Consider the following 17,641-nt stretch of genomic DNA (forward strand, 5'->3'; position numbering starts at 1 on the left):
TGTAGTATACCGAGCTCCCTACAAGAAGAATTATAAAGAAAAACTAAGCTCAGGAAAAACATTTTCATAACGTTTTGTGCCTGAGCAAAGCGAAAGGAATGGATATAAAGATGAAGCATTATCTTGACCTTATTCCCATTTCTGCCAGGCTTCACCGCAGGCAGAGCCGGATGACCCGCATCTGCATTGTCCTGGCCGTATTTCTGGTATCTGTCATGTTCGGCCTTGCCGATATGTACCTGCAGGGCGCGGCTCAAAAGGAAATGCAGGAAGGCGGAAGCTGGCATTATAAAATTACCTCTGTTGATTCCGGTACGGCTGAGCTGATCGCTGCCAGACCGGAGGTGACTTTCTCCGGATGGCAGGGCACGCTTCCTGCAGAGGCCGGGTATACACTGAACGGCCAGCCTGTGGCCCTCAGCGGACTGTCAGAGCAGGTATTTCAGGATATCTATCTTGGCAGGCTCCTGGAAGGAAATTATCCTGAGGCTGCAGATGAGCTCGCTCTCCCGGAGACGCTTGCAAAAAGCCTGTCTCTTTCCATCGGGGATACCGCCATCCTTTCCGAATCCGGCGGAGAGTCCCTGCATTTTACTGTAACGGGCTTTCTGGACGACAGCGGGTGCTCCCGCCTTTCCTCCGGAACAGGCTCCGGTACAGCGCACACCGCAGTCCTTTCAGAAGACGGCTTTTCTCTGCTCCCGCCTGCAGACGGAGCCTGGAGCTTTGTCATCCAATTTTCCCGTTTCTGCGCAATACCGGATATCATTGCGGATATTCAGCGGCAGTATCAGCTCGCAGACGGGCAGCTCCATGCCCATACCAGCCTGCTGAGCATCGAAGGGCAGCTTCGGGGAAACAGCGTCTCTCAGATTTACCAGGTCGCGTTTTTTCTTTCTATCCTTGTGATGCTCGCCTGCATCCTGATGATTTCCAGCAGCCTGAACAGCAGCGTCTCCCAGCGCACTGAATTTTTCGGCCTGCTGCGCTGCCTGGGCGCTTCCAGGAAACAGATTCTGCGCTTTGTGCGAAGAGAGGCTCTGTACTGGTGCCGGTCCTCCATGCCTGCGGGAATTCTCCTGTCCGTTCTGGTCGTCTGGATCCTGTCTGCCGCCATGCAGGCCGTCAGCCCTCAGTGGTTCGCCTATATGCCGAAATTTGGCATCAGCTGGCCTGGCATTGCCGCAGGCGTTCTGCTCGGCCTCATCACCGTCCTTCTGGCCGCCCGTTCTCCTGCGAAGCTGGCCTCCAAGGCTTCTCCGCTGGAAGCCGTATCCGGAAACGCATATCAGACCGCTTCCTTTCGCCGCGGGGCGGATACGCGGTTTTTCCGGATTGAAACTGCCCTTGGCATTCATCACGCCAGAGCCCGGAAGAAAAGCTATCTCCTGATGACGGGCGCTTTTGCAGTCTGCATCTGCCTTTTCCTGGCCTTTTCTACGCTTGTGGATTTCATGGAAAACGCCATGATGCCCAAGGCCTGGACCCCGGAGCTCTCCATTGTAAGCGAAGACAATACCTGCTCCCTCTCCCCCTCGCTTTTGGAGGAGGCGTCTCAGTCTGACTCCGTGAAACGGGCCTATGGGCGCATGTTTGCCTATGACGTTCCTGCCGTAATCGGTGGAACGCTCCGCAGCAGCAATCTCATTTCCTATGAAGAAAACCAGTTCCACTGGGCTAAAGCCTCTCTGACTGAGGGTTCTGTGGACGCCGCAGCTAATGAGCTGTACCAGGTTCTGGTCGTATCCGGCACAGAGTCCGGCGGTGTCACAACTGACAGTGTCACATCCGGCAGCGCCACACCCAGCGGTATCATGCCAGGCGACATTATTACGCTTTCCATAGGCGGGAAAGAGCATGCTGTGACTGTGGCAGGCATTCTTTCTGACAGTCCTCTTGCCCGGGAAGAAGGCACAGAGACTATAATCTGTTCAGAGGCTACCTTCACGGCCCTGACTGGAGAAACCGGATACACGATTATCGACGTACAGTTTCAAAACAGCGCCTCTGATGAGGATGCTGCTTCTGTCAAAGCCCTGTTTTCCGATGGCGCAGTCTTTACCGACAGCCTGAGCCGAGTCCGCCAGCAGCGGAACCTCTACCACGCCTTCGCCCTGCTTGTCTATGGCTTTCTTACTATCATCACAGCCATTACCGTCTTTCATATCATGAACGCTATCCGCATGGGCGTTTCCTCACGCATGAGGCAGTACGGCATGATGCGGGCCGCCGGCATGAGCAGCCGCCAGCTTACAAAAATGCTCCTTTCAGAGGCGCTCACCTACGCGGCCAGCGGCATATTCCTTGGCTGTTTTTTGGGAATTCCCGTACACTGGGCCGTTTACGTAAGCCTTATTACAAATTTCTGGGGACTGCCCTGGAGCGTTCCTTACCCGGCGCTTGGCTTCATCACCGGCGTCATACTGCTTACGGCGCTGCTTTCCGTCCGAGAGCCTGCAAAACGAATCCGTTCCATGCCGATTGTCAAGACAATCAGCATACAATAGGAGGAACTGTCCATGAAGCATTATCTTGAACTCGCATCCATATCAGCCAAAGTACGCCGGAGGCAGAACCGGCTCTCTGTATTCTGCATTATTCTGTCTGTATTTCTGGTAACCACGATCTTCGGCATGGCTGATATGTATATCCGAAGCCAGCTTCTTCAGGCCCGGAGAGATTTCGGCGACTTTCATATCAGTATCCGCGATATCACAAGTGCAGAAGCCGGTCTGATCGCCAGACGCCCCGGACTCACAACAGCCCGCTACGGCGTCCTGAACTACCGGGGCGATGAGGGATATACTCTGTCCGGCAAGACTGCGATTCTGATGGGCTGTGACGAAGCCTGGATCTCGGAAATGAATCCGTCCCTTTTCGAGGAAGGAAGGCTTCCGCAAACTGAAAAAGAAGCTGTACTTACGGCAAATGCCCGGGATGCTCTCAGGCTTCAAATCGGTGATACAATCACTGTAAATACTCCTGACGGCTCAGACCTGACCTATACTATCACCGGCTTCGTCGGAAATGCGTCAAAGAACTCCAGCGAGGATTCCTATGGGATCATCCTTTCCATGGACAGCTTCTTTTCCATTTATCCCGCCCAAAAGCATGAGACGCTTACAGATTACAACACCGTGCTGTATGTACGCTTTTCCAATCCCTTTCACGTTCAAGACGCTGTTTCCAGCCTGAAGGAACAATGCGGCCTCTCTGACAGCCAGGTGTCTGAAAACACGCAGCTTCTGGCCCTGCTGGGACAGAGCTCCAATTCCTTTGTCCTATACATCTATTCCTCGGCAGCGGTGCTCTTTCTTCTGGTCCTGGCTGCAGGAATTCTGATGATTGCAGGCAGCCTGAACAGCAGCGTCTCCCAGAGAACCGAGTTCTTCGGTCTTCTGCGCTGTATTGGCGCTACGCCGAGACAGGTCATGCGGCTGGTAACGAGAGAGGCTCTTGCCTGGTGCCGCCTTGCCATTCCGGTCAGCCTGGGCTTAGGCGTCGCAGTGATCTGGCTCCTCTGCGCCATACTGCGTTTCTTAAGCCCGGAATATTTCGGTGCCATGCCGGCATTTGCCATAAGCATCCCAAGCCTGCTTGCCGGAACTGTCGTGGGGCTGCTGACTGTGCTTCTGGCTGCCCGCGCTCCGGCCAGAAAAGCGGCCCGGGTCTCCCCGCTGGCTGCAGTATCGGGAAGCGCAGCTGATTACCGGCCTGTCCAAAGAGCCGCTGGTATAAAGCTGTTCCGAATCGACACCGCCCTGGGCCTTCATCATGCAGGGGCCAGCCGGAAGAATCTGCTTCTTATGACAGGCTCCTTTGCCCTGAGCATCGTCCTTTTTCTGTCCTTCTCCGTGGCTGTGGATTTTCTGAAGCATTCTCTGACTCCCTTACGTCCATGGACTGCGGATATTTCTATCATCAGCCCGGGACAGACCTGCTCCGTAGACAGAACATATCTGGATACCCTGCAGGAAAATCCGGCAGTTTCGAAAGCCTATGGCCGGATGTTTGCATATGAAATCCCTGCCATGGTAAACGGAAAGGAAACAAAGGTCGATCTGATCTCCTATGAACAAAAGCAGTTTGGATGGGCTGAGGAATATCTCCTGGACGGCTCTGTACAAACAGTCCAGAATCAGCCAGGAGCTGCACTGACCGTATACAGCTCTGACAACATCATACAGACCGGAGACACTCTGGCACTGTCCTATAAAGGAAATACGTCTGCCCTCCAGATCGCAGGCACGCTTTCCAGCTGTCCCTTTACCGCCACAAACGGCGCCGATATTGTCATCTGTTCCGAGGATACCTTCCGGCAGATCACCGGCCTCACTGACTACACCATCATCGATTTGCAGCTGTCTCCTGACGCTTCAAAGGAGGATGTAAACGCAATCCGCCAGCTTACCGGCACGCAGTATCTTTTTTCCGACGAGCGCATCAGCAATGCCAGCACACGCGGCTCCTGGTACTGCTTCTGGCTGTTCGTCTGCGGCTTTCTCATTCTCATTGCTCTGATTACCATTTTCAATGTAATCAACAGCATTGCCATGAGTGCTGCGGCAAGAACACGCCAGTACGGTGTCTTCCGTGCTGTGGGCTTAAGCGCCCGCCAGCTCCTCCGGATGCTGGCGGCCGAGGCGGCTGCATACGCAGCCGCCGGAAGCGTTCTTGGCACTGCGCTGGGCCTTTTCCTCCACCGTCTTCTGTTCTCACAGCTCATCACCTTCCACTGGGGCGATCCCTGGAGAATTCCCTGGACAGAGCTGGGACTGATCGTCCTGCTTATGCTGCTCTCTGTGATCCTGGCGGTGTATGGCCCCTGGAAACGGCTGTGCAGCCTGTCAATCGTGGATACGATTGGGACGGAATAACCGAACCGCTTTATGTCACCGGCTGTGGATTCCCATTCGGGACAGCCACGACAAAGAGCCGGGACGATACCAAGTGAATCATCGACATTTGCAAGGGGGAGTCTTCTGGGTGAGAGACTAAAACCCATATGCAAAACGCCCTCAGCTGACAGAATGACTCTTGTTAACTGAGGGCATACTTCTAATGCACTTTTTCTTTTGCTTTTTCCTATGTATTTTTTAATTCGGCAAGCTCTTTCTTCAGGGCTTCTATCTCCGCGTCTTTCTCTCTGAGTTCCGCGTTTTTCTCCTCTGTAATTCTCTGAACCTCTTCCTTCAGCTCATCCACATAGTATTTAAGACTGTTTTCATCCAGCATTCGCAGAGCCTCTGACCACATACCCAGCACCTCCTCCGGCTTCCGGCGCAGCATGGCAATCTCCTGATAAATCTCCTCCAGCCAGGGATATTCCTGAATCCATCTTTCCGCATTCTTCAGATCTTCTGTCGTCAGAAGCGACAGCCATGCTTTCTGTTCACTCTTTTCATCTTTAGAATACGGAATTTCACAAAAGACGTCAAGGGCTATCAGGCAGAATTCCTGCAAAAGCTCCAGCGGCAGGCCGGTCTCAAACTTCGTCTTCCCATAGTGCAGATAAACTCCCGGATATTTATGGAACACAGCAGGGCTTTCCTCAAAAAGTACAATCACATAAACCTTTTTAATGTCTCCATAAGTAAATCTCTTTCCTGCCTTTCCCCTGAGCCTGGAATACTGTCTCAGAAGCAGATCCGCCGAATAGCAGGAAATGCGCTCAGCCGGGAAAGCGTTTTTCTAATTTTTTACATTTCAATTCCCCGGCGCGCATTCAGCCCTTCGTCAAAGGGATGCTTGATTTTCCGTACCTCAGACACATAATCCGCAAGCTCCATAAGCTCCGGGGCCGGATCCCGGCCAGTCAGCGCTACCTCCAGAGCCTCCGGCCGCTCTCTTAGGAACTCCAACGCCTTCTCCCTGTCAATCATCCCATGGTTATAGGCCGCCATAAATTCATCCATCACCAAAAGAAACGCGTCTTCCTCCTCTGCTGTCTGAACCGCCTTATCAAACAGCTCCTGATAGGCTGCCCGGGCCTCTGTCTTCTGTTCTTCCGTCATATTCCAGAAAAAGCCGAACTGCTTCTGGCAGGTCAGCACTGTCACCTGGGGCAGACCTTTCAGGATATTCAATTCTGAAGATTTTCCATCCTTGAGAAACTGGGTCAGAACCACCTTCCTTCCGCTTCCGGCTGCCCTGAGAGCCAGTCCCATAACAGCGGTAGATTTTCCCTTGCCGTCTCCGCAGTAAATATGGATACAAGATTTCTTCATTTTCCTATTCCTCCAGTCTTAAAACAAAACTACCCGGGTTTCCCCGAAATCTGGCTGCTCCGCTGTGCAGGCGGCAAAGCCTCAAACAAAGGTATTATATACAGAATTCCAGCGCTGCCGCAATTGCCGCCGCTATGAGAAGCGCCAGCCAGACCGCCGCATACATCAGCCGGTTCACCCGCCGGATATCCTCGTATTCCACCGGGCGCTGCGCGTCGCCGATCGTCGGCTTTTTGTAAAGCTTCCCAAAATAGTAAGCGTCTCCTGCCAGCTGCACGCCCAGCGCGCCTGCTGCCGCTGCCTCTGTCTGAGCAGAATTCGGACTTGCATGGTTTTTCCGGTCCCGTTTAAAAATCCGCCAGGCCCCCTTGAAATCCAGTCCTGCAAAAGAGCTGGCTGCCACCAGCAAAAGACCGCTTAAGCGGGAAGGAATGAAGTTCAGCACATCATCCAGCTTTGCCGAAAAACGCCCGAAATACAAATATCTGTCATTCTTATAGCCCACCATGGAATCCAGCGTATTGACCGCCTTGTAAAAAAATCCCAGAACAGGGCCGCCGACAGCCAGGAAAATCAAAGGAGCTACCACTCCGTCAGAGGAATTTTCCGCTACGGTTTCCACTGCAGCCTTTGCCACACCCTCCTCCGTCAGGCTCTGCGTGTCACGCCCCACAATCATGGATACCGCCGTTCTTGCCTTTTCCAGATTTCCTTCCTTCAGTGCTTCATAAACCTTCATGCTCTCCGACTTCAGCGATTTGGCTGCCAGGATCTGAAAGCTCCAGAACACCTCCAGCCCAAATGCCAGCCAGACGGAAGCTCTGGCAGCGAGCCAGAGAATCAAGGCAGGAACGGCTGTAGACACGGCCGTCACAAATACCGTGAAAAAGGCTCCTGCCGCCAGCTCCCCTTTTTCTGACTTCGGAAACACAGCCCGGAATGGTTTCTCCGCCCAGGCAATCAGATTCCCAATCAGCCGGACCGGATGATACAAAAAGCGCGGATCGCCAAAAGCCAGGTCAAGCAGAAACCCCAGAATCAGCGCCAATATGTGAAATTTCATAAAGCCGAATTCCTCCTTTGTCTGTCTCATCCCAAAGCGCCCGGAAGCCTTCTCCATTCTTTACCTGCCAGTGATAGTACTCTTCCTGCGGAAAAGCACAGGCAGAAAGAATGCTCATAATCGTCCCCCCATGTACAACAAGGGCCGCCCGGAAGCCTTCTTCCGTTCCGGTTCCCTCTGCCGCTCCAGGCTCTTCTGTCCTTCCTTCGCAGCGCTGTCTGACATCCTCCAGAACCTGCCGGAAGCCTTCCACGCAGCGTTCCTGAAAGCCCTCCCTGCTCTCACCGCCCGGAAACGGGAGAGCTCCGCCGCTGTCTATCCAGGCCTGATAAGCCGCATTTCCGGACAGCTCCTGATAATTCCGATTCTCAAATTCCCCAAAGTCGCATTCCCTGAGCTCCTGGAATACTCTCACCGGAACACCCGGAAAGAGAATTTCCGCCGTCTGCAGGCAACGCTTCATGGGGCTTGCATATACGGCGTCCGGCCGGATACCAGCCAGCCTTTTTTCCGCATTCTCTGCAAGCGCCGTCCTGCCCTCTTCACAGAGAGGCTCATCTGTCGTGCCGATATAACGGCCAAGCGTATTTCCGTACGTCTTTCCATGCCGGATAAAAAAAAGCTCCGTCATCCCTTAATCACCGTCCCGATTCCACAGACTACCCGGTGAACCTCATCGGCCCTCTTTGCCAGCTCGCAGCAGAGGCGCCCGGTCGTCTCTCTCCAGCTCCGGTCAAAGGCGTCCACAGGCACGACGCCGCTTCCCAGCTCATTTGCCAGAATGATGATATCCGGATTCTGCTTTACAAGGCTGTCAGCCAGCCCCGTGAGCTCCCTGCCCTCCTGAAGGCAGCGGCGCACATATTCATGAAGGTGTACGACAGCCTTTGCCTGATACAGCTCCTCTTCGCTGCAGCAGGCGCCGTCTGTAAAGTCCTCATCTGCCAGGAAAAAGGCCTCCTTTGCATAATCCTTTTTTCCCTGAAACGCTCCTCCGATAACCAGTATCATTTCTTCTCCTTCTAAAGCCTTCCCGCTGCCCATACACAGACCGCCATCACAAGCTCGCACATCTGCACAAAAAAGCCTGCCAGATCGCCGGTAATCCCGCCAAACTGTTTCATGGACATCCGAAAGTACCAAAAAAATGTCAGCCAGCCTCCTGCCACTGCCGCCGTGCCAAGCTTCGGATCCAGAATACACATCCAGGCAGCCGACAGAAACAGCAGCACATACAGGCAGAACATCACAACCCGTTCCTGAAGCGCGTCAGAAAACATGGCAAGCGTTCCCGTTTTCTTCGCACAGGGAAAGGCCGCCACGCCAAGGCCGCTCATGGCGCGGGAAAGCACAAAGCCTCCGGCCAGCACCAGAACCTGACGCCTGTCAAGCTCACTCCAGATTCCAAAGGAGGCCAGAAAATAACAGCAGGCTGTAATCACCGCAAAGGCTCCTGCATGAGAGTCCTTCAAAATCTCCAGCTTTCGCTCCCTTGACTGATAGGAGGACAGCGCATCTGCCGTATCCAGAAGTCCATCCAGATGAATTCCTCCTGTCACCGCCACAGGAATCAGCACATAGACTGCGCTTCTTAAAATCTGTCCTGCCTCCAGCCGCTCTGCCAGCCAGCACCAGCCCGCCAGAAGCGCGCCAATGACAATCCCGATCAGCGGGAAAAAGCACATCATATATCGCATATTTTCCTTTTCCCAGTCCGCCTTTGGCATCGGTATCTTTGAGTACATCGCAAATGCAATCTTAAAACTGTTCCATAGCCGTCTCATATCATACTTCCTTCTTTTTTCAGCTGCAGAGGAATCCCGCATACCACCTCTGTCACCTGCTCTGCCCGCGCAGCCAGCTCCCTGTTGATATGCCCAAGCCGTTCCTGATACAGCCCCGTTACTTCATCATATGTGATTCCATCGGAAAAGATATCGTTGGTCACCACAACCAGATGCCTGCTGCGTCCCGAAAGGGCTTCCACTCCCGCAAGCACGGCTTCTTCCGTCCCGTCCCCTGCGCCTTCCGGCTCAAACATTTCATTGGCTGTCAGGTTAGACAGACACTCCAGGAGAACAACTCCCTCTTCCGGCAGCTCCTGACCTTTCAGAGCCACATAGCGCTCCACGGTCTGAAAGCCTTTCCCGGCCCGCAGCCTCCGGTGGCGCTCCACACGCCGCTTTCCCTCTTCTCCATAGGGCTTCATCGCCGCAATATAATAGAGCGGAAGCCCGTCCCTTTCCGCCAGGGACACGGCTATCCCCTCGGCATACTCCGATTTTCCGCTGCCGCTTCCGCCAGTCACCAGTATCAGCATGGCTGTTCCTCACATTTCTTCAGAAAATTCCAGGCAGCCTCCGGATTGGAGTAGAAAAACAGGTGCGGGAAACCGGCATACAGTGTGCTATTTCCGTGCACACAGCTCCAGCTCCGCTTCCTCAAAGGCTTTTTCGCCTGCATCGCCTCTCCGCAGCTCTCGCTTTCCCAGTAGTGGAACTCATGGCCGCGGATCTGCTCTCCCTCCCGCAGCAGAAGCTGATCCTGCCGGGCCGTCAAAGTAATATATCCAAACCGTGAAAGCTTCGGCGTGCGGAACGCCCTCGCGTCCAGCACTCCTGCCATCGGATACTCCTTCCCGTCTTCTCCTTCCAGCGTCCTGTGCAGATAGAGAAAGCCTCCGCATTCCGCAATACAGGGAAGGCCTGCCTTCACTGCCTCCCGGATCTCCTCCCGCATAGAGGAGTTTTCGGCAAGAGCCGGCGCATGCAGCTCCGGATAACCGCCGCTTAATATCAGTCCCTGCAGGCGTTCCGGAAGCCGGCTGTCCGAAAGAGGCGAAAAGGGTACAAGCTCAGCACCCATATCCTCCAGCATCTGCAGATTGTCCCGGTAAGTAAAGCAGAAGGCTTCGTCCTGCGCCACGCCGATCCGGACTCCTTTTCCTTCTGAAAGCGCCGGAAGCTCCGGAGCTCTCCAGGACAATTCCCCAGCCTCCCGGGCCATGGCAATCAGCGCATCCAGATCCAGCGTCTTTTCCAGAAGCTCCGCCATCTGGTTCAGCTTCTTCTTCAGCTGCTCGATCTCCCCAGGCAGCACCAGGCCCAGATGGCGGCTTTCCAGCACCAGCTCCTCCGCTTTTGGCACATAGCCGAGCACCTTTACCGGAAGCTGTTCTTCGATCTGTCCTTTTAAATCCTGATAGAGGGAGGCCGGCATCTGATTCAAAATGACTCCCCGGATATTCCGGGACTCCTCAAATTCCAGAAAGCCCTTGATCAGAGGCAGAACCGACATGCTCATTCCCCTGCAGTTCACCACCAGAACGACCGGAGCCTCCAGAGCCTCCGCCACATCAGAGGAGCTGGCTTTTCTCGAGATGCCGCCCAGGCCGTCATAATAGCCCATTACTCCCTCAATCACTGAGAGATCCGCATCCGAAGCGGCGCGCCCAAAGAGAAAGCGCGTCGTCTCATAATCCGTAAAAAAGGTATCCAGATTGCCGGAACGTGTGCCGATCACCCGGCTGTGAAACATCGGATCGATATAGTCTGGCCCGCATTTAAAGGAGGCAACCCGGTATCCGCGGTTTACAAGGGCCTGCAGGATCCCGCAGGTCACAAGCGTCTTTCCGCTGCCGCTTGCCGGGGCTGCCAGCATGATTCTCGGAAGCTTCATGTCACGCTTCCCCCTTTCCCCTGGCTGAGAAGAGATAGACCGGATTCTGGCCCATCATCAGCTGATAGGGGCCGGCCTTCCTTGCCTTTGCAGTCTGCAGCTGCACAATCTCTGTGTCTGTGAAGGGCAGCTCCTTCAGGCAGGCGTTTGCTTCTCCTACCGTCTCCAGCGTAATTGCGTTGATCACCACACGGACAGCCGGATTTTTCGCCAGCGCCAGCTCCAGGATCTCCCTCAGGCTGCCAGAGGATCCGCCGATAAATACATGGGTCGGTGCGGGCAGCTCTTTCAGGGCCTCCGGAGCCGTTCCCTCCACTACCTGGACGTTCGGCGCCCCGAATCTCCGGCAGTTTTCCTGAATCAGCTCTGCAGCCGCAGGCTTCTTTTCCACCGCCCAGACCTCTCCGTCAAAGGCCCTCAGAGCCATCTCCACAGTCACAGACCCTGTGCCCGCGCCGATATCCCAGGCCACAGAATCCTCCTGCAGGCCCAGCTTCTCCACAGAAAGTCCCCGAACCTCACATTTCGTCATAGGCGCGTCTCCCCGCAGAAATTCCTCATCCGGGATACAGCCGCGGAGCCCGTTCCTGAAATCCGGATTTTCAATCAGGGCCACACAGAGGCCGTCAAAGCTCTTCCCCTTCAGCTGCTCCGGTTTTCCCTCGGTAATCCGCTCCTCCGGATAATGCAGCCTCTCGCCAATAAAAATCCTTACCTCTGAAAGCCCATATTCCAGCAGCCTGTCACAGAGGGCTTCTACGTTATCCCGTCCTCCGAGCAGCGTAAACGTCCGAAAATGCCTTCTGACTGCCGCAATCAGATTCTGGCTGCGCCCATGGATGCTCATCAGCTTCACATCCTCCCAGGCTATTTTCAGCCGGCTGCAGAAATAGGCCACAGAGGAAACGCCAGGAATCAGCTCCGTCTCAATTCCTTCCCTCTCAAAGGCCGCAATCAGCCTTTTCGCACCGCTGTAAAATCCCACGTCGCCAGACAGCGCTACCGCAATCCTCCTCCACTGCGGCTTTTCTCTCACAAAATCAATCATTTTTTCCGGGGCATAAGCGTCAAAGAGCGGCTTTCCCCAGTCCCGGAAGGCGTCCAGCATTCTTCCTGAGCCCAGGATACAGTCTGCCTCCCGGAAAGCAGAAAGCGCTTCTCCTGTCATATTTTCCAGGACACCCATTCCGATCCCCACCAGGAAGGCCTTCCGCCCGCCTGCAGCTTCCAGTCCGCCTTCCTTCTCTGCCAGGCGCCCCTTCCCATCTGCCAGACTGCTTCCCGGCATTTCACATTCCGTATCTGCGTACTCCGGAAGCTCCGGTCTTTTCTCCAGCGAAAATTCTTCCGCCAGGAAACGGATTCCCTCTTCTATGGACAGCCCCTCCTGCTCCGGCGGCCGTCCGATCAGAACCAGCCGGACTCCGGCTTCCTTCGCCGCTTCCAGCTTTTCAGGAAAGCCTCCCGCCCTGCCGGACTCCTTGGTCACCATATATTTTGCGCCGGTCTGCCGCAGCATCGCCAGATTCAGTTCTCTGGAAAAGGGCCCCTGCATGCAGATCAGATGAGTCCCCGTCAACCCAAGCTCCGTACACTGGCGCACCACCTCCGGCGTCGCAAGGACACGGGCATAGACCCGGTTCTGAAAATCCGGAAGAGCCGTGAACTTCGAAAGCTCCTTACTCCCTGTCGTGACAAATACCGGTCCCTCCGTATGGGACAGCCAGCTCACAGCCTCCTCCACACTGTCCACCGTTACGACAGCTTCGCTCTCTGCATCTCCCATGCGCTGCCCGGAAGACGCCAAAGGGCGGATCAGGCGCAGATATCTGCAGGAGGCCTTCTCACAGGCAGCGTGAATATTTTCAGAAACCACAGAGGCATACGGATGCGTCACATCCAAAACCAGGGGCCTTCCTTCCTCTTCAAAAAGCTCCTGCATCTCTTCCGCAGACAGGCGTCCCTGGCGTACATCCAGCCCCGGTTCCGGCTTCATCAGTTCTTTTCCATATTCGGTGGCTACGCAGCAGAGCGTCTCCACTCCCTCAGCCGCCAGCCATTCTCCGATTATCCTTCCCTCTGTCGTCCCTGCAAATACGATTACCTGTTTCATTGCTTTCCTTCCATCTCACTCAAAATTTACCGCATATTCCTGCAGCGCCACTGCCAGCGTCACGCCGTCCTTCGCTGTCTTTCCCTGCAAAAGCCTTCTTCTGCCGGAAGCCTTCAAAGCGCTGCGTTCACAGACATTTCCTACCCCGGCCGTTCTTTTCACAAACTCTGATTCTGCCAGCTCCTCCTCATGCTCCACGGCCTGCAGCTCCTCTGCAGTATAGGTCAGAAACGGAATCCTCCATTTCCGGCAGAATTCCAGGAGGCCTGGTTCATCCTTTTTCAAATCGACAGAGGCCGCCCTTGCAATGCTGTGCATGGAAATCTGATTCTTTTCCAGAGTCTCTCTGACCAGAGCCTCTATCTGCTCCGCAGACGTACCCTTTCTGCAGCCAATCCCAAGTACTGTAATTCTGGGCACCAGATGAAGCGTTCTGGGAAAGGGATCGTAGGCTTCATCCAGGGAAATACTGATTCCGACGCCGTCCCTTTTCTGGCAGGACAGCTCCGGAGGAATCTGGCCGCACAATTCAAAGTCGCTGTACAGACCGATAGTACGCTGCTCCAGCACATCCGCCGCGATCTCCTTCGCCAGCTTCAGATTATCCAGATACAGATTTCCACGGCGGGCAAAGTCATCCACTGAAAACCTTCCTCCTGCATCTGTCGCCGTCGTAATCACCGGAACTGCTCCGCAGAGCGCCGCGATCTCCCTTGTCAGAGCATTCGCACCTCCCAAGTGGCCGGACAGGAGAGAAATCACAAAATGCCCCTGCTCATCCATACAGAGCACTGCGGGATCGGAAGCCTTACTGGCCACAAAGGGCGCAATTGCCCGGACGGCGATTCCTGCCGCCCCTACAAAAACCAGGCCGTCACATTGGCAGAAGGCCCGCCCTGTCCAGTCCTTAAGCGGCTCCTGCACCGGACAGATTCCCCAGCTCTCTGCCTCTTTTCCCTTTCCATATGCCTCACAGGAAACACCGCGCTCCTCCATCGCTTTCGCAATACGAAGCGCATACCTGCTTCCCGATCTGGTAAATGCAATCACTGCAAGCTTCATTTCCCGTCCTCCGTTTTATCTGCCCAGACCGTCTGCCTTAAGACATCTCGCTTTGCAGACAGCCGAGAATTCTCCTGGCGTCCCGGGATTCTCCCAGTGTCCCATGCTCCTGGGAAAAGATAACGATTCCTCTCTCCAGGCTCCGCCCACTTCTGTGATCCACATAGAACTCCATCCGCTCCAGAAGCCGTTCCATGACGCCCTCCAAAAGCCCCTTCTCCTTCAAAATATCCAGAGCCTCATCCGTCGTAACGCAGTTCATCAGAGCCGCAGCTGTCTCCCGATCCGCTCCCAGGACCGCCGCATGGGCCGTCAGGATTTCCATACGGCTGTCCGCGTTCCGGGAATGGGTGTTCATGATTCCTCCGGCCAGCTTGACCAGCTTTCCGATATGGCCTGCCAGAAGAATTCCCTTCGCCCCGAATTCCACTGCCGCATCGATCGCTTCTCCAAGAAAATTGCTGTACTTTACGGAATTCTTCAGCAGCTCCGGGTGAAATTCATTGAGATAATCCAAGCCATAATTGCCCGGCACCAGAACCAGATACTTCCGCCTCTGCGCCAGCTGCATCCTTACATCAATCCGAACCGTCTCAATCAGAGCTTCCTCGCTCATAGGCTCCACGATGCCGCTGGTACCCAATACGGAAATGCCTCCCACAATTCCCAGGCGGGGATTAAAGGTCTTTTCTGCCAGCCTGTCTCCTCCGGGAATGGAAATTGTCACCGACATACCTCCCTCATAACCCATCCTCCGGCAGATCTCCTCCACACCTTCCCGGATCATCTGCCTTGGCACCTTATTAATTGCTGCGGCGCCTACAGGCTGCTCAAGGCCCGGCCTTGTAATGCGGCCCACGCCCTCTCCTCCGTCGATCTCCACGCCAGCTGTTTCCTTCTTCCTGACTGCCGCATAGATCCTCAGTCCATCTGTCACATCCGGATCATCTCCTGCATCCTTCCGGATGGCGCAGGACGCCTCTTCTGCTGTCACCCTCGCATCCAGCACCTCCAGGTTCAGCCTGATCCCCTTCGGGGTCATCAGCTCTACCTCCGGCACTGTCTTTCCGCCAAGGAGCATGCAGGCCGCGGCCTTAGCGGCCGCGGCCGCGCAGGAACCGGTGGTGTAGCCCATGCGCAGTTTTTTATTATTTTTGAAAATGTACATGCAGTGCACTCCTTTCTCTCAGGAACTCGCTTGCGCTCCTCTCGGACGTAACGGATGCGTAAGACGCCCGGGGAAGACCGCCCCGGCCGCCTAAGCACCGACGTCCTCAAAGGGTTCCTTCAAGAAAGGAGTGCGCTGTGTGCAAATTCCTCCGATAATTCCTCATAATCCGGCTTCGTGTTGTCTCCTCGAAAGGTATAAGCATGCCTGATCAGCAAGTGTTTGCTCTCTGTTGAAAAACGGAAGCGCCCGGTCCAGCCATTCATCCGGAAGGTAAACTGCCAGATACCCGTGCCCGTATCCCTTTGCCTCGTACAATTCACAGGAAGGAAGCAGAGTCTGAAACAGACGCGCCGACTTTTTCACGCATTTCATTTCCTTTTCTCCATACCAGTACATGACTTCTGCGCGGCTCCTGCCCACTTCTTCTTTCAGACGGTATTTCATCATATAAGTGCGGTACATCGTGTACAGTGTCTTTCTCGGCATCCTTGGCATATCCTGAAGATAATACTCTTGGAGTTCCTTTGGATAACGCATCTTTTCCGGAAGCATGCGATCCATCAGCTTAAGCTGCAGTCGGCAGGCTCTTTCACTGAACATCAGACTGCCGAAAAGCCGCACGGCAGCAATACAGAAACAAGCCATAAGAGGCTTGGGACAGCACAGGCTTCCATCAATAATTGCCTTATCTGTCAGATCGGGCTTCCTGGACAAAAGCTCCATCACGATCTGCCCACCCAGTGACACGCCGCAAAGCGCAGACAAATGCCCTTCGCAATATGTTTCTATATATTCCATCAGCTTGTCTGCAGAGCTTTCTGTGGAGACATAAGGAATCCCCCATTCCTCCCCATGACCGTCCAGTGTCGGCAGAATCACATGATAATGCTCCGACAATACCCGCGCCTGCCGCAGATAATTCCACCAGGCATTCCCGCCGCCGTGAATCAGCATAATATGTGGCCTTTTTCTGTCTCCAAATTCATGAAATTTCATTTTTCTGTCTCCATCGTCTTCCAGTCAGCCACTCTTACTGGGGAGTTCCCTTTCCACTCCTGTGATGCACACAGGTTGTTACGGCAGGACGCTCCCTTTCGTCCGCAGCAATACCAGGGGAACTGCGGTCTCTGGAAAAACCCTGTGAGAACGCCGGTGCTTAGGCGGCCGGGGCGGTTTTCCCGGGCGCCTTACGCATCCGCTGCGTTTGAGCGGAGCGCGAGCGTGTTTTGACAGGGACCGCAGCTCCCTTACTGCAAATGCTCGTACTGTTCTACATTCCCCTCCGCAAAACTCGGAAGTCCGTTATAGAGAGCAAGGGCGTATTTATACAGGATATAGGCCGTTACCGCCCCCGTACCCTCGCCCAGGTGCATCCCTGCGTGGATCGGCGCTTTCATTTCGAGCGCATCCAGCATCATCCGGCCTGCCGGCTCTGCGGAGCAGTGCGTGGCGACCATATATGCTTTGCAGGCCGGCGCCAGCTTCGCGGCGCAGTAGGCGGAAACGGAAGAAATAAAGCCGTCGATCAGTACGGGCACTCCGGCGATCGCGCCTCCGATATAGCAGCCGATCATACCTGCAATATCCAGACTTCCGATTTTGGACAGAACATCGAGGATGTCGTTGGGATCGGGTTTGTTTACAGCGATAGCCTGGCGGATCACTTCGATCTTGTGCTCCAGTCCGGCAGTGGAGAGGCCTGCGCCCCGTCCCGTCACTTCAGCCGGATCCTTAGAAAGAAGTACGGAAGCCATGGCGGAGCTGGGGGTCGTGTTGCCAATTCCCATTTCCCCGGTGATGATCATGCGGTAGCCCTGATCACAGAGCTCCCGGACAGTTTCAATTCCGGTAATAACAGCCTGAATGGCCTCTTCCCTGGTCATGGCAGGCTCCTTCGCAATATTCCCGGTGCCGTAGCGCACGGCGCGGTTCCAAATCCGGGGATGCTTTCCGTCTGTCAGCATGCCGATATTGACAGGAATCACCTCGATTCCCTCCTGGCGGGCCAGGATACAGACGGAAGAAATGCGCTCTCCCATATTTTCCAACACCTGGGCCGTCACCTCGCTGCCCGTCTGGCTGACGCCCTCGGCTACTACACCATTGTCCGCTCCCATAATCACAACTACGGGATTGGGGTTTTCCACCTTTACTGTTCCGTAAATACCTGCCAGCTGGACTACCATCTCTTCCAGCATTCCCATGCCCCTTAAGGGCTTGCACAGAGAATCCCAGTAAGCCCAGGATGCATCTGCAGCCTTCTGGTCAAAGGGCTTGATTTGTGCAAGATATTCTTCCAGTTCCATTGTTTCCGCCGTCCTTTCCAA

Annotated in this window: 15 protein-coding genes; 2 read left to right on the top strand and 13 right to left on the bottom strand. The window is 54.8% G+C overall.

From position 1 onward, the window contains the following. Positions 1 to 98 precede the first annotated feature (98 nt). Both B5E77_RS05925 and B5E77_RS05930 read left to right on the top strand, forming a co-directional pair. Positions 99 to 2,507, top strand: coding sequence for an ABC transporter permease (locus tag B5E77_RS05925; RefSeq protein ID WP_242963638.1), 2,409 nt, complete (start codon positions 99 to 101; stop codon positions 2,505 to 2,507). 12 nt (positions 2,508 to 2,519) lie between these two features. Further along, positions 2,520 to 4,877 (top strand): ABC transporter permease, encoded by a 2,358-nt coding sequence (locus tag B5E77_RS05930; RefSeq protein WP_087164460.1) that lies wholly within the window; start codon positions 2,520 to 2,522, stop codon positions 4,875 to 4,877. Between the two features lie 208 nt (positions 4,878 to 5,085). On the opposite strand, the gene B5E77_RS05935 is transcribed toward B5E77_RS05930, so the two are convergent. The 13 genes from B5E77_RS05935 to cobT form a co-directional block, all read right to left on the bottom strand. Beyond that, on the bottom strand, positions 5,086 to 5,538 hold the full coding sequence (locus tag B5E77_RS05935; protein WP_143468586.1) for a DUF342 domain-containing protein: 453 nt from the start codon (positions 5,536 to 5,538) through the stop codon (positions 5,086 to 5,088). A gap of 161 nt (positions 5,539 to 5,699) precedes the next feature. Further along, positions 5,700 to 6,227 (bottom strand): cob(I)yrinic acid a,c-diamide adenosyltransferase, encoded by a 528-nt coding sequence (locus tag B5E77_RS05940; protein ID WP_087164462.1) that lies wholly within the window; start codon positions 6,225 to 6,227, stop codon positions 5,700 to 5,702. Positions 6,228 to 6,321: 94 nt separating this feature from the next. Beyond that, complete coding sequence (gene cbiB, locus B5E77_RS05945; protein ID WP_087164463.1) at positions 6,322 to 7,290, bottom strand: adenosylcobinamide-phosphate synthase CbiB; 969 nt, start codon at positions 7,288 to 7,290, stop codon at positions 6,322 to 6,324. After that, the gene (locus tag B5E77_RS05950; protein WP_087164464.1) at positions 7,247 to 7,921 is read right to left on the bottom strand and encodes a histidine phosphatase family protein; all 675 of its coding nucleotides are present in this window, start codon (positions 7,919 to 7,921) and stop codon (positions 7,247 to 7,249) included. Before B5E77_RS05950 ends, cbiB begins: the two co-directional genes overlap by 44 nt. After that, positions 7,918 to 8,301, bottom strand: coding sequence for a bifunctional adenosylcobinamide kinase/adenosylcobinamide-phosphate guanylyltransferase (locus B5E77_RS05955; protein WP_087164465.1), 384 nt, complete (start codon positions 8,299 to 8,301; stop codon positions 7,918 to 7,920). Before B5E77_RS05955 ends, B5E77_RS05950 begins: the two co-directional genes overlap by 4 nt. Positions 8,302 to 8,312: 11 nt before the next feature. Beyond that, entirely contained in the window at positions 8,313 to 9,074 is a 762-nt protein-coding gene (cobS, locus tag B5E77_RS05960; RefSeq protein ID WP_087164466.1) for an adenosylcobinamide-GDP ribazoletransferase, read from the bottom strand. Then, positions 9,071 to 9,610 (bottom strand): bifunctional adenosylcobinamide kinase/adenosylcobinamide-phosphate guanylyltransferase, encoded by a 540-nt coding sequence (locus tag B5E77_RS05965; protein WP_087164467.1) that lies wholly within the window; start codon positions 9,608 to 9,610, stop codon positions 9,071 to 9,073. Before B5E77_RS05965 ends, cobS begins: the two co-directional genes overlap by 4 nt. After that, positions 9,604 to 10,968, bottom strand: a complete 1,365-nt coding sequence (locus B5E77_RS05970) for a cobyrinate a,c-diamide synthase (protein WP_087164468.1) — start codon at positions 10,966 to 10,968, stop codon at positions 9,604 to 9,606. Before B5E77_RS05970 ends, B5E77_RS05965 begins: the two co-directional genes overlap by 7 nt. 1 nt (position 10,969) lies before the next feature. Next, positions 10,970 to 13,081, bottom strand: coding sequence for a precorrin-6A reductase (gene cobK / locus B5E77_RS05975; RefSeq protein WP_087164469.1), 2,112 nt, complete (start codon positions 13,079 to 13,081; stop codon positions 10,970 to 10,972). Positions 13,082 to 13,096: 15 nt separating this feature from the next. Beyond that, complete coding sequence (locus B5E77_RS05980; protein ID WP_087164470.1) at positions 13,097 to 14,143, bottom strand: cobalt-precorrin 5A hydrolase; 1,047 nt, start codon at positions 14,141 to 14,143, stop codon at positions 13,097 to 13,099. A 37-nt stretch (positions 14,144 to 14,180) separates the two neighbouring features. Continuing rightward, positions 14,181 to 15,311: a cobalt-precorrin-5B (C(1))-methyltransferase CbiD gene (gene cbiD / locus B5E77_RS05985; protein WP_087164471.1), complete on the bottom strand. Its 1,131-nt coding sequence runs from the start codon at positions 15,309 to 15,311 to the stop codon at positions 14,181 to 14,183. Positions 15,312 to 15,473: 162 nt separating this feature from the next. Then, positions 15,474 to 16,310, bottom strand: coding sequence for an alpha/beta fold hydrolase (locus tag B5E77_RS05990; RefSeq protein ID WP_087164472.1), 837 nt, complete (start codon positions 16,308 to 16,310; stop codon positions 15,474 to 15,476). A gap of 251 nt (positions 16,311 to 16,561) precedes the next feature. Next, the gene (cobT, locus tag B5E77_RS05995) at positions 16,562 to 17,620 is read right to left on the bottom strand and encodes a nicotinate-nucleotide--dimethylbenzimidazole phosphoribosyltransferase (protein WP_087164473.1); all 1,059 of its coding nucleotides are present in this window, start codon (positions 17,618 to 17,620) and stop codon (positions 16,562 to 16,564) included. Positions 17,621 to 17,641: the final 21 nt, after the last annotated feature.

Origin of the sequence: Lachnoclostridium sp. An131 (genome assembly GCF_002160825.1) — a bacterium.
Classification (GTDB): domain Bacteria; phylum Bacillota; class Clostridia; order Lachnospirales; family Lachnospiraceae; genus Laedolimicola.

Excerpts from the sequence above, each read along its gene's own strand:
- B5E77_RS05925 (WP_242963638.1), top strand. The coding sequence starts at position 99 with ATGGATATAAAGATGAAGCATTATCTTGACCTTATTCCCATTTCTGCC.
- B5E77_RS05930 (WP_087164460.1), top strand. The coding sequence starts at position 2,520 with ATGAAGCATTATCTTGAACTCGCATCCATATCAGCCAAAGTACGCCGG.
- B5E77_RS05940 (WP_087164462.1), bottom strand. The coding sequence starts at position 6,227 with ATGAAGAAATCTTGTATCCATATTTACTGCGGAGACGGCAAGGGAAAA.
- cbiB (WP_087164463.1), bottom strand. The coding sequence starts at position 7,290 with ATGAAATTTCACATATTGGCGCTGATTCTGGGGTTTCTGCTTGACCTG.
- B5E77_RS05950 (WP_087164464.1), bottom strand. The coding sequence starts at position 7,921 with ATGACGGAGCTTTTTTTTATCCGGCATGGAAAGACGTACGGAAATACG.
- B5E77_RS05955 (WP_087164465.1), bottom strand. The coding sequence starts at position 8,301 with ATGATACTGGTTATCGGAGGAGCGTTTCAGGGAAAAAAGGATTATGCA.
- cobS (WP_087164466.1), bottom strand. The coding sequence starts at position 9,074 with ATGAGACGGCTATGGAACAGTTTTAAGATTGCATTTGCGATGTACTCA.
- B5E77_RS05965 (WP_087164467.1), bottom strand. The coding sequence starts at position 9,610 with ATGCTGATACTGGTGACTGGCGGAAGCGGCAGCGGAAAATCGGAGTAT.
- B5E77_RS05970 (WP_087164468.1), bottom strand. The coding sequence starts at position 10,968 with ATGAAGCTTCCGAGAATCATGCTGGCAGCCCCGGCAAGCGGCAGCGGA.
- cobK (WP_087164469.1), bottom strand. The coding sequence starts at position 13,081 with ATGAAACAGGTAATCGTATTTGCAGGGACGACAGAGGGAAGGATAATC.
- B5E77_RS05980 (WP_087164470.1), bottom strand. The coding sequence starts at position 14,143 with ATGAAGCTTGCAGTGATTGCATTTACCAGATCGGGAAGCAGGTATGCG.
- cbiD (WP_087164471.1), bottom strand. The coding sequence starts at position 15,311 with ATGTACATTTTCAAAAATAATAAAAAACTGCGCATGGGCTACACCACC.
- B5E77_RS05990 (WP_087164472.1), bottom strand. The coding sequence starts at position 16,310 with ATGAAATTTCATGAATTTGGAGACAGAAAAAGGCCACATATTATGCTG.
- cobT (WP_087164473.1), bottom strand. The coding sequence starts at position 17,620 with ATGGAACTGGAAGAATATCTTGCACAAATCAAGCCCTTTGACCAGAAG.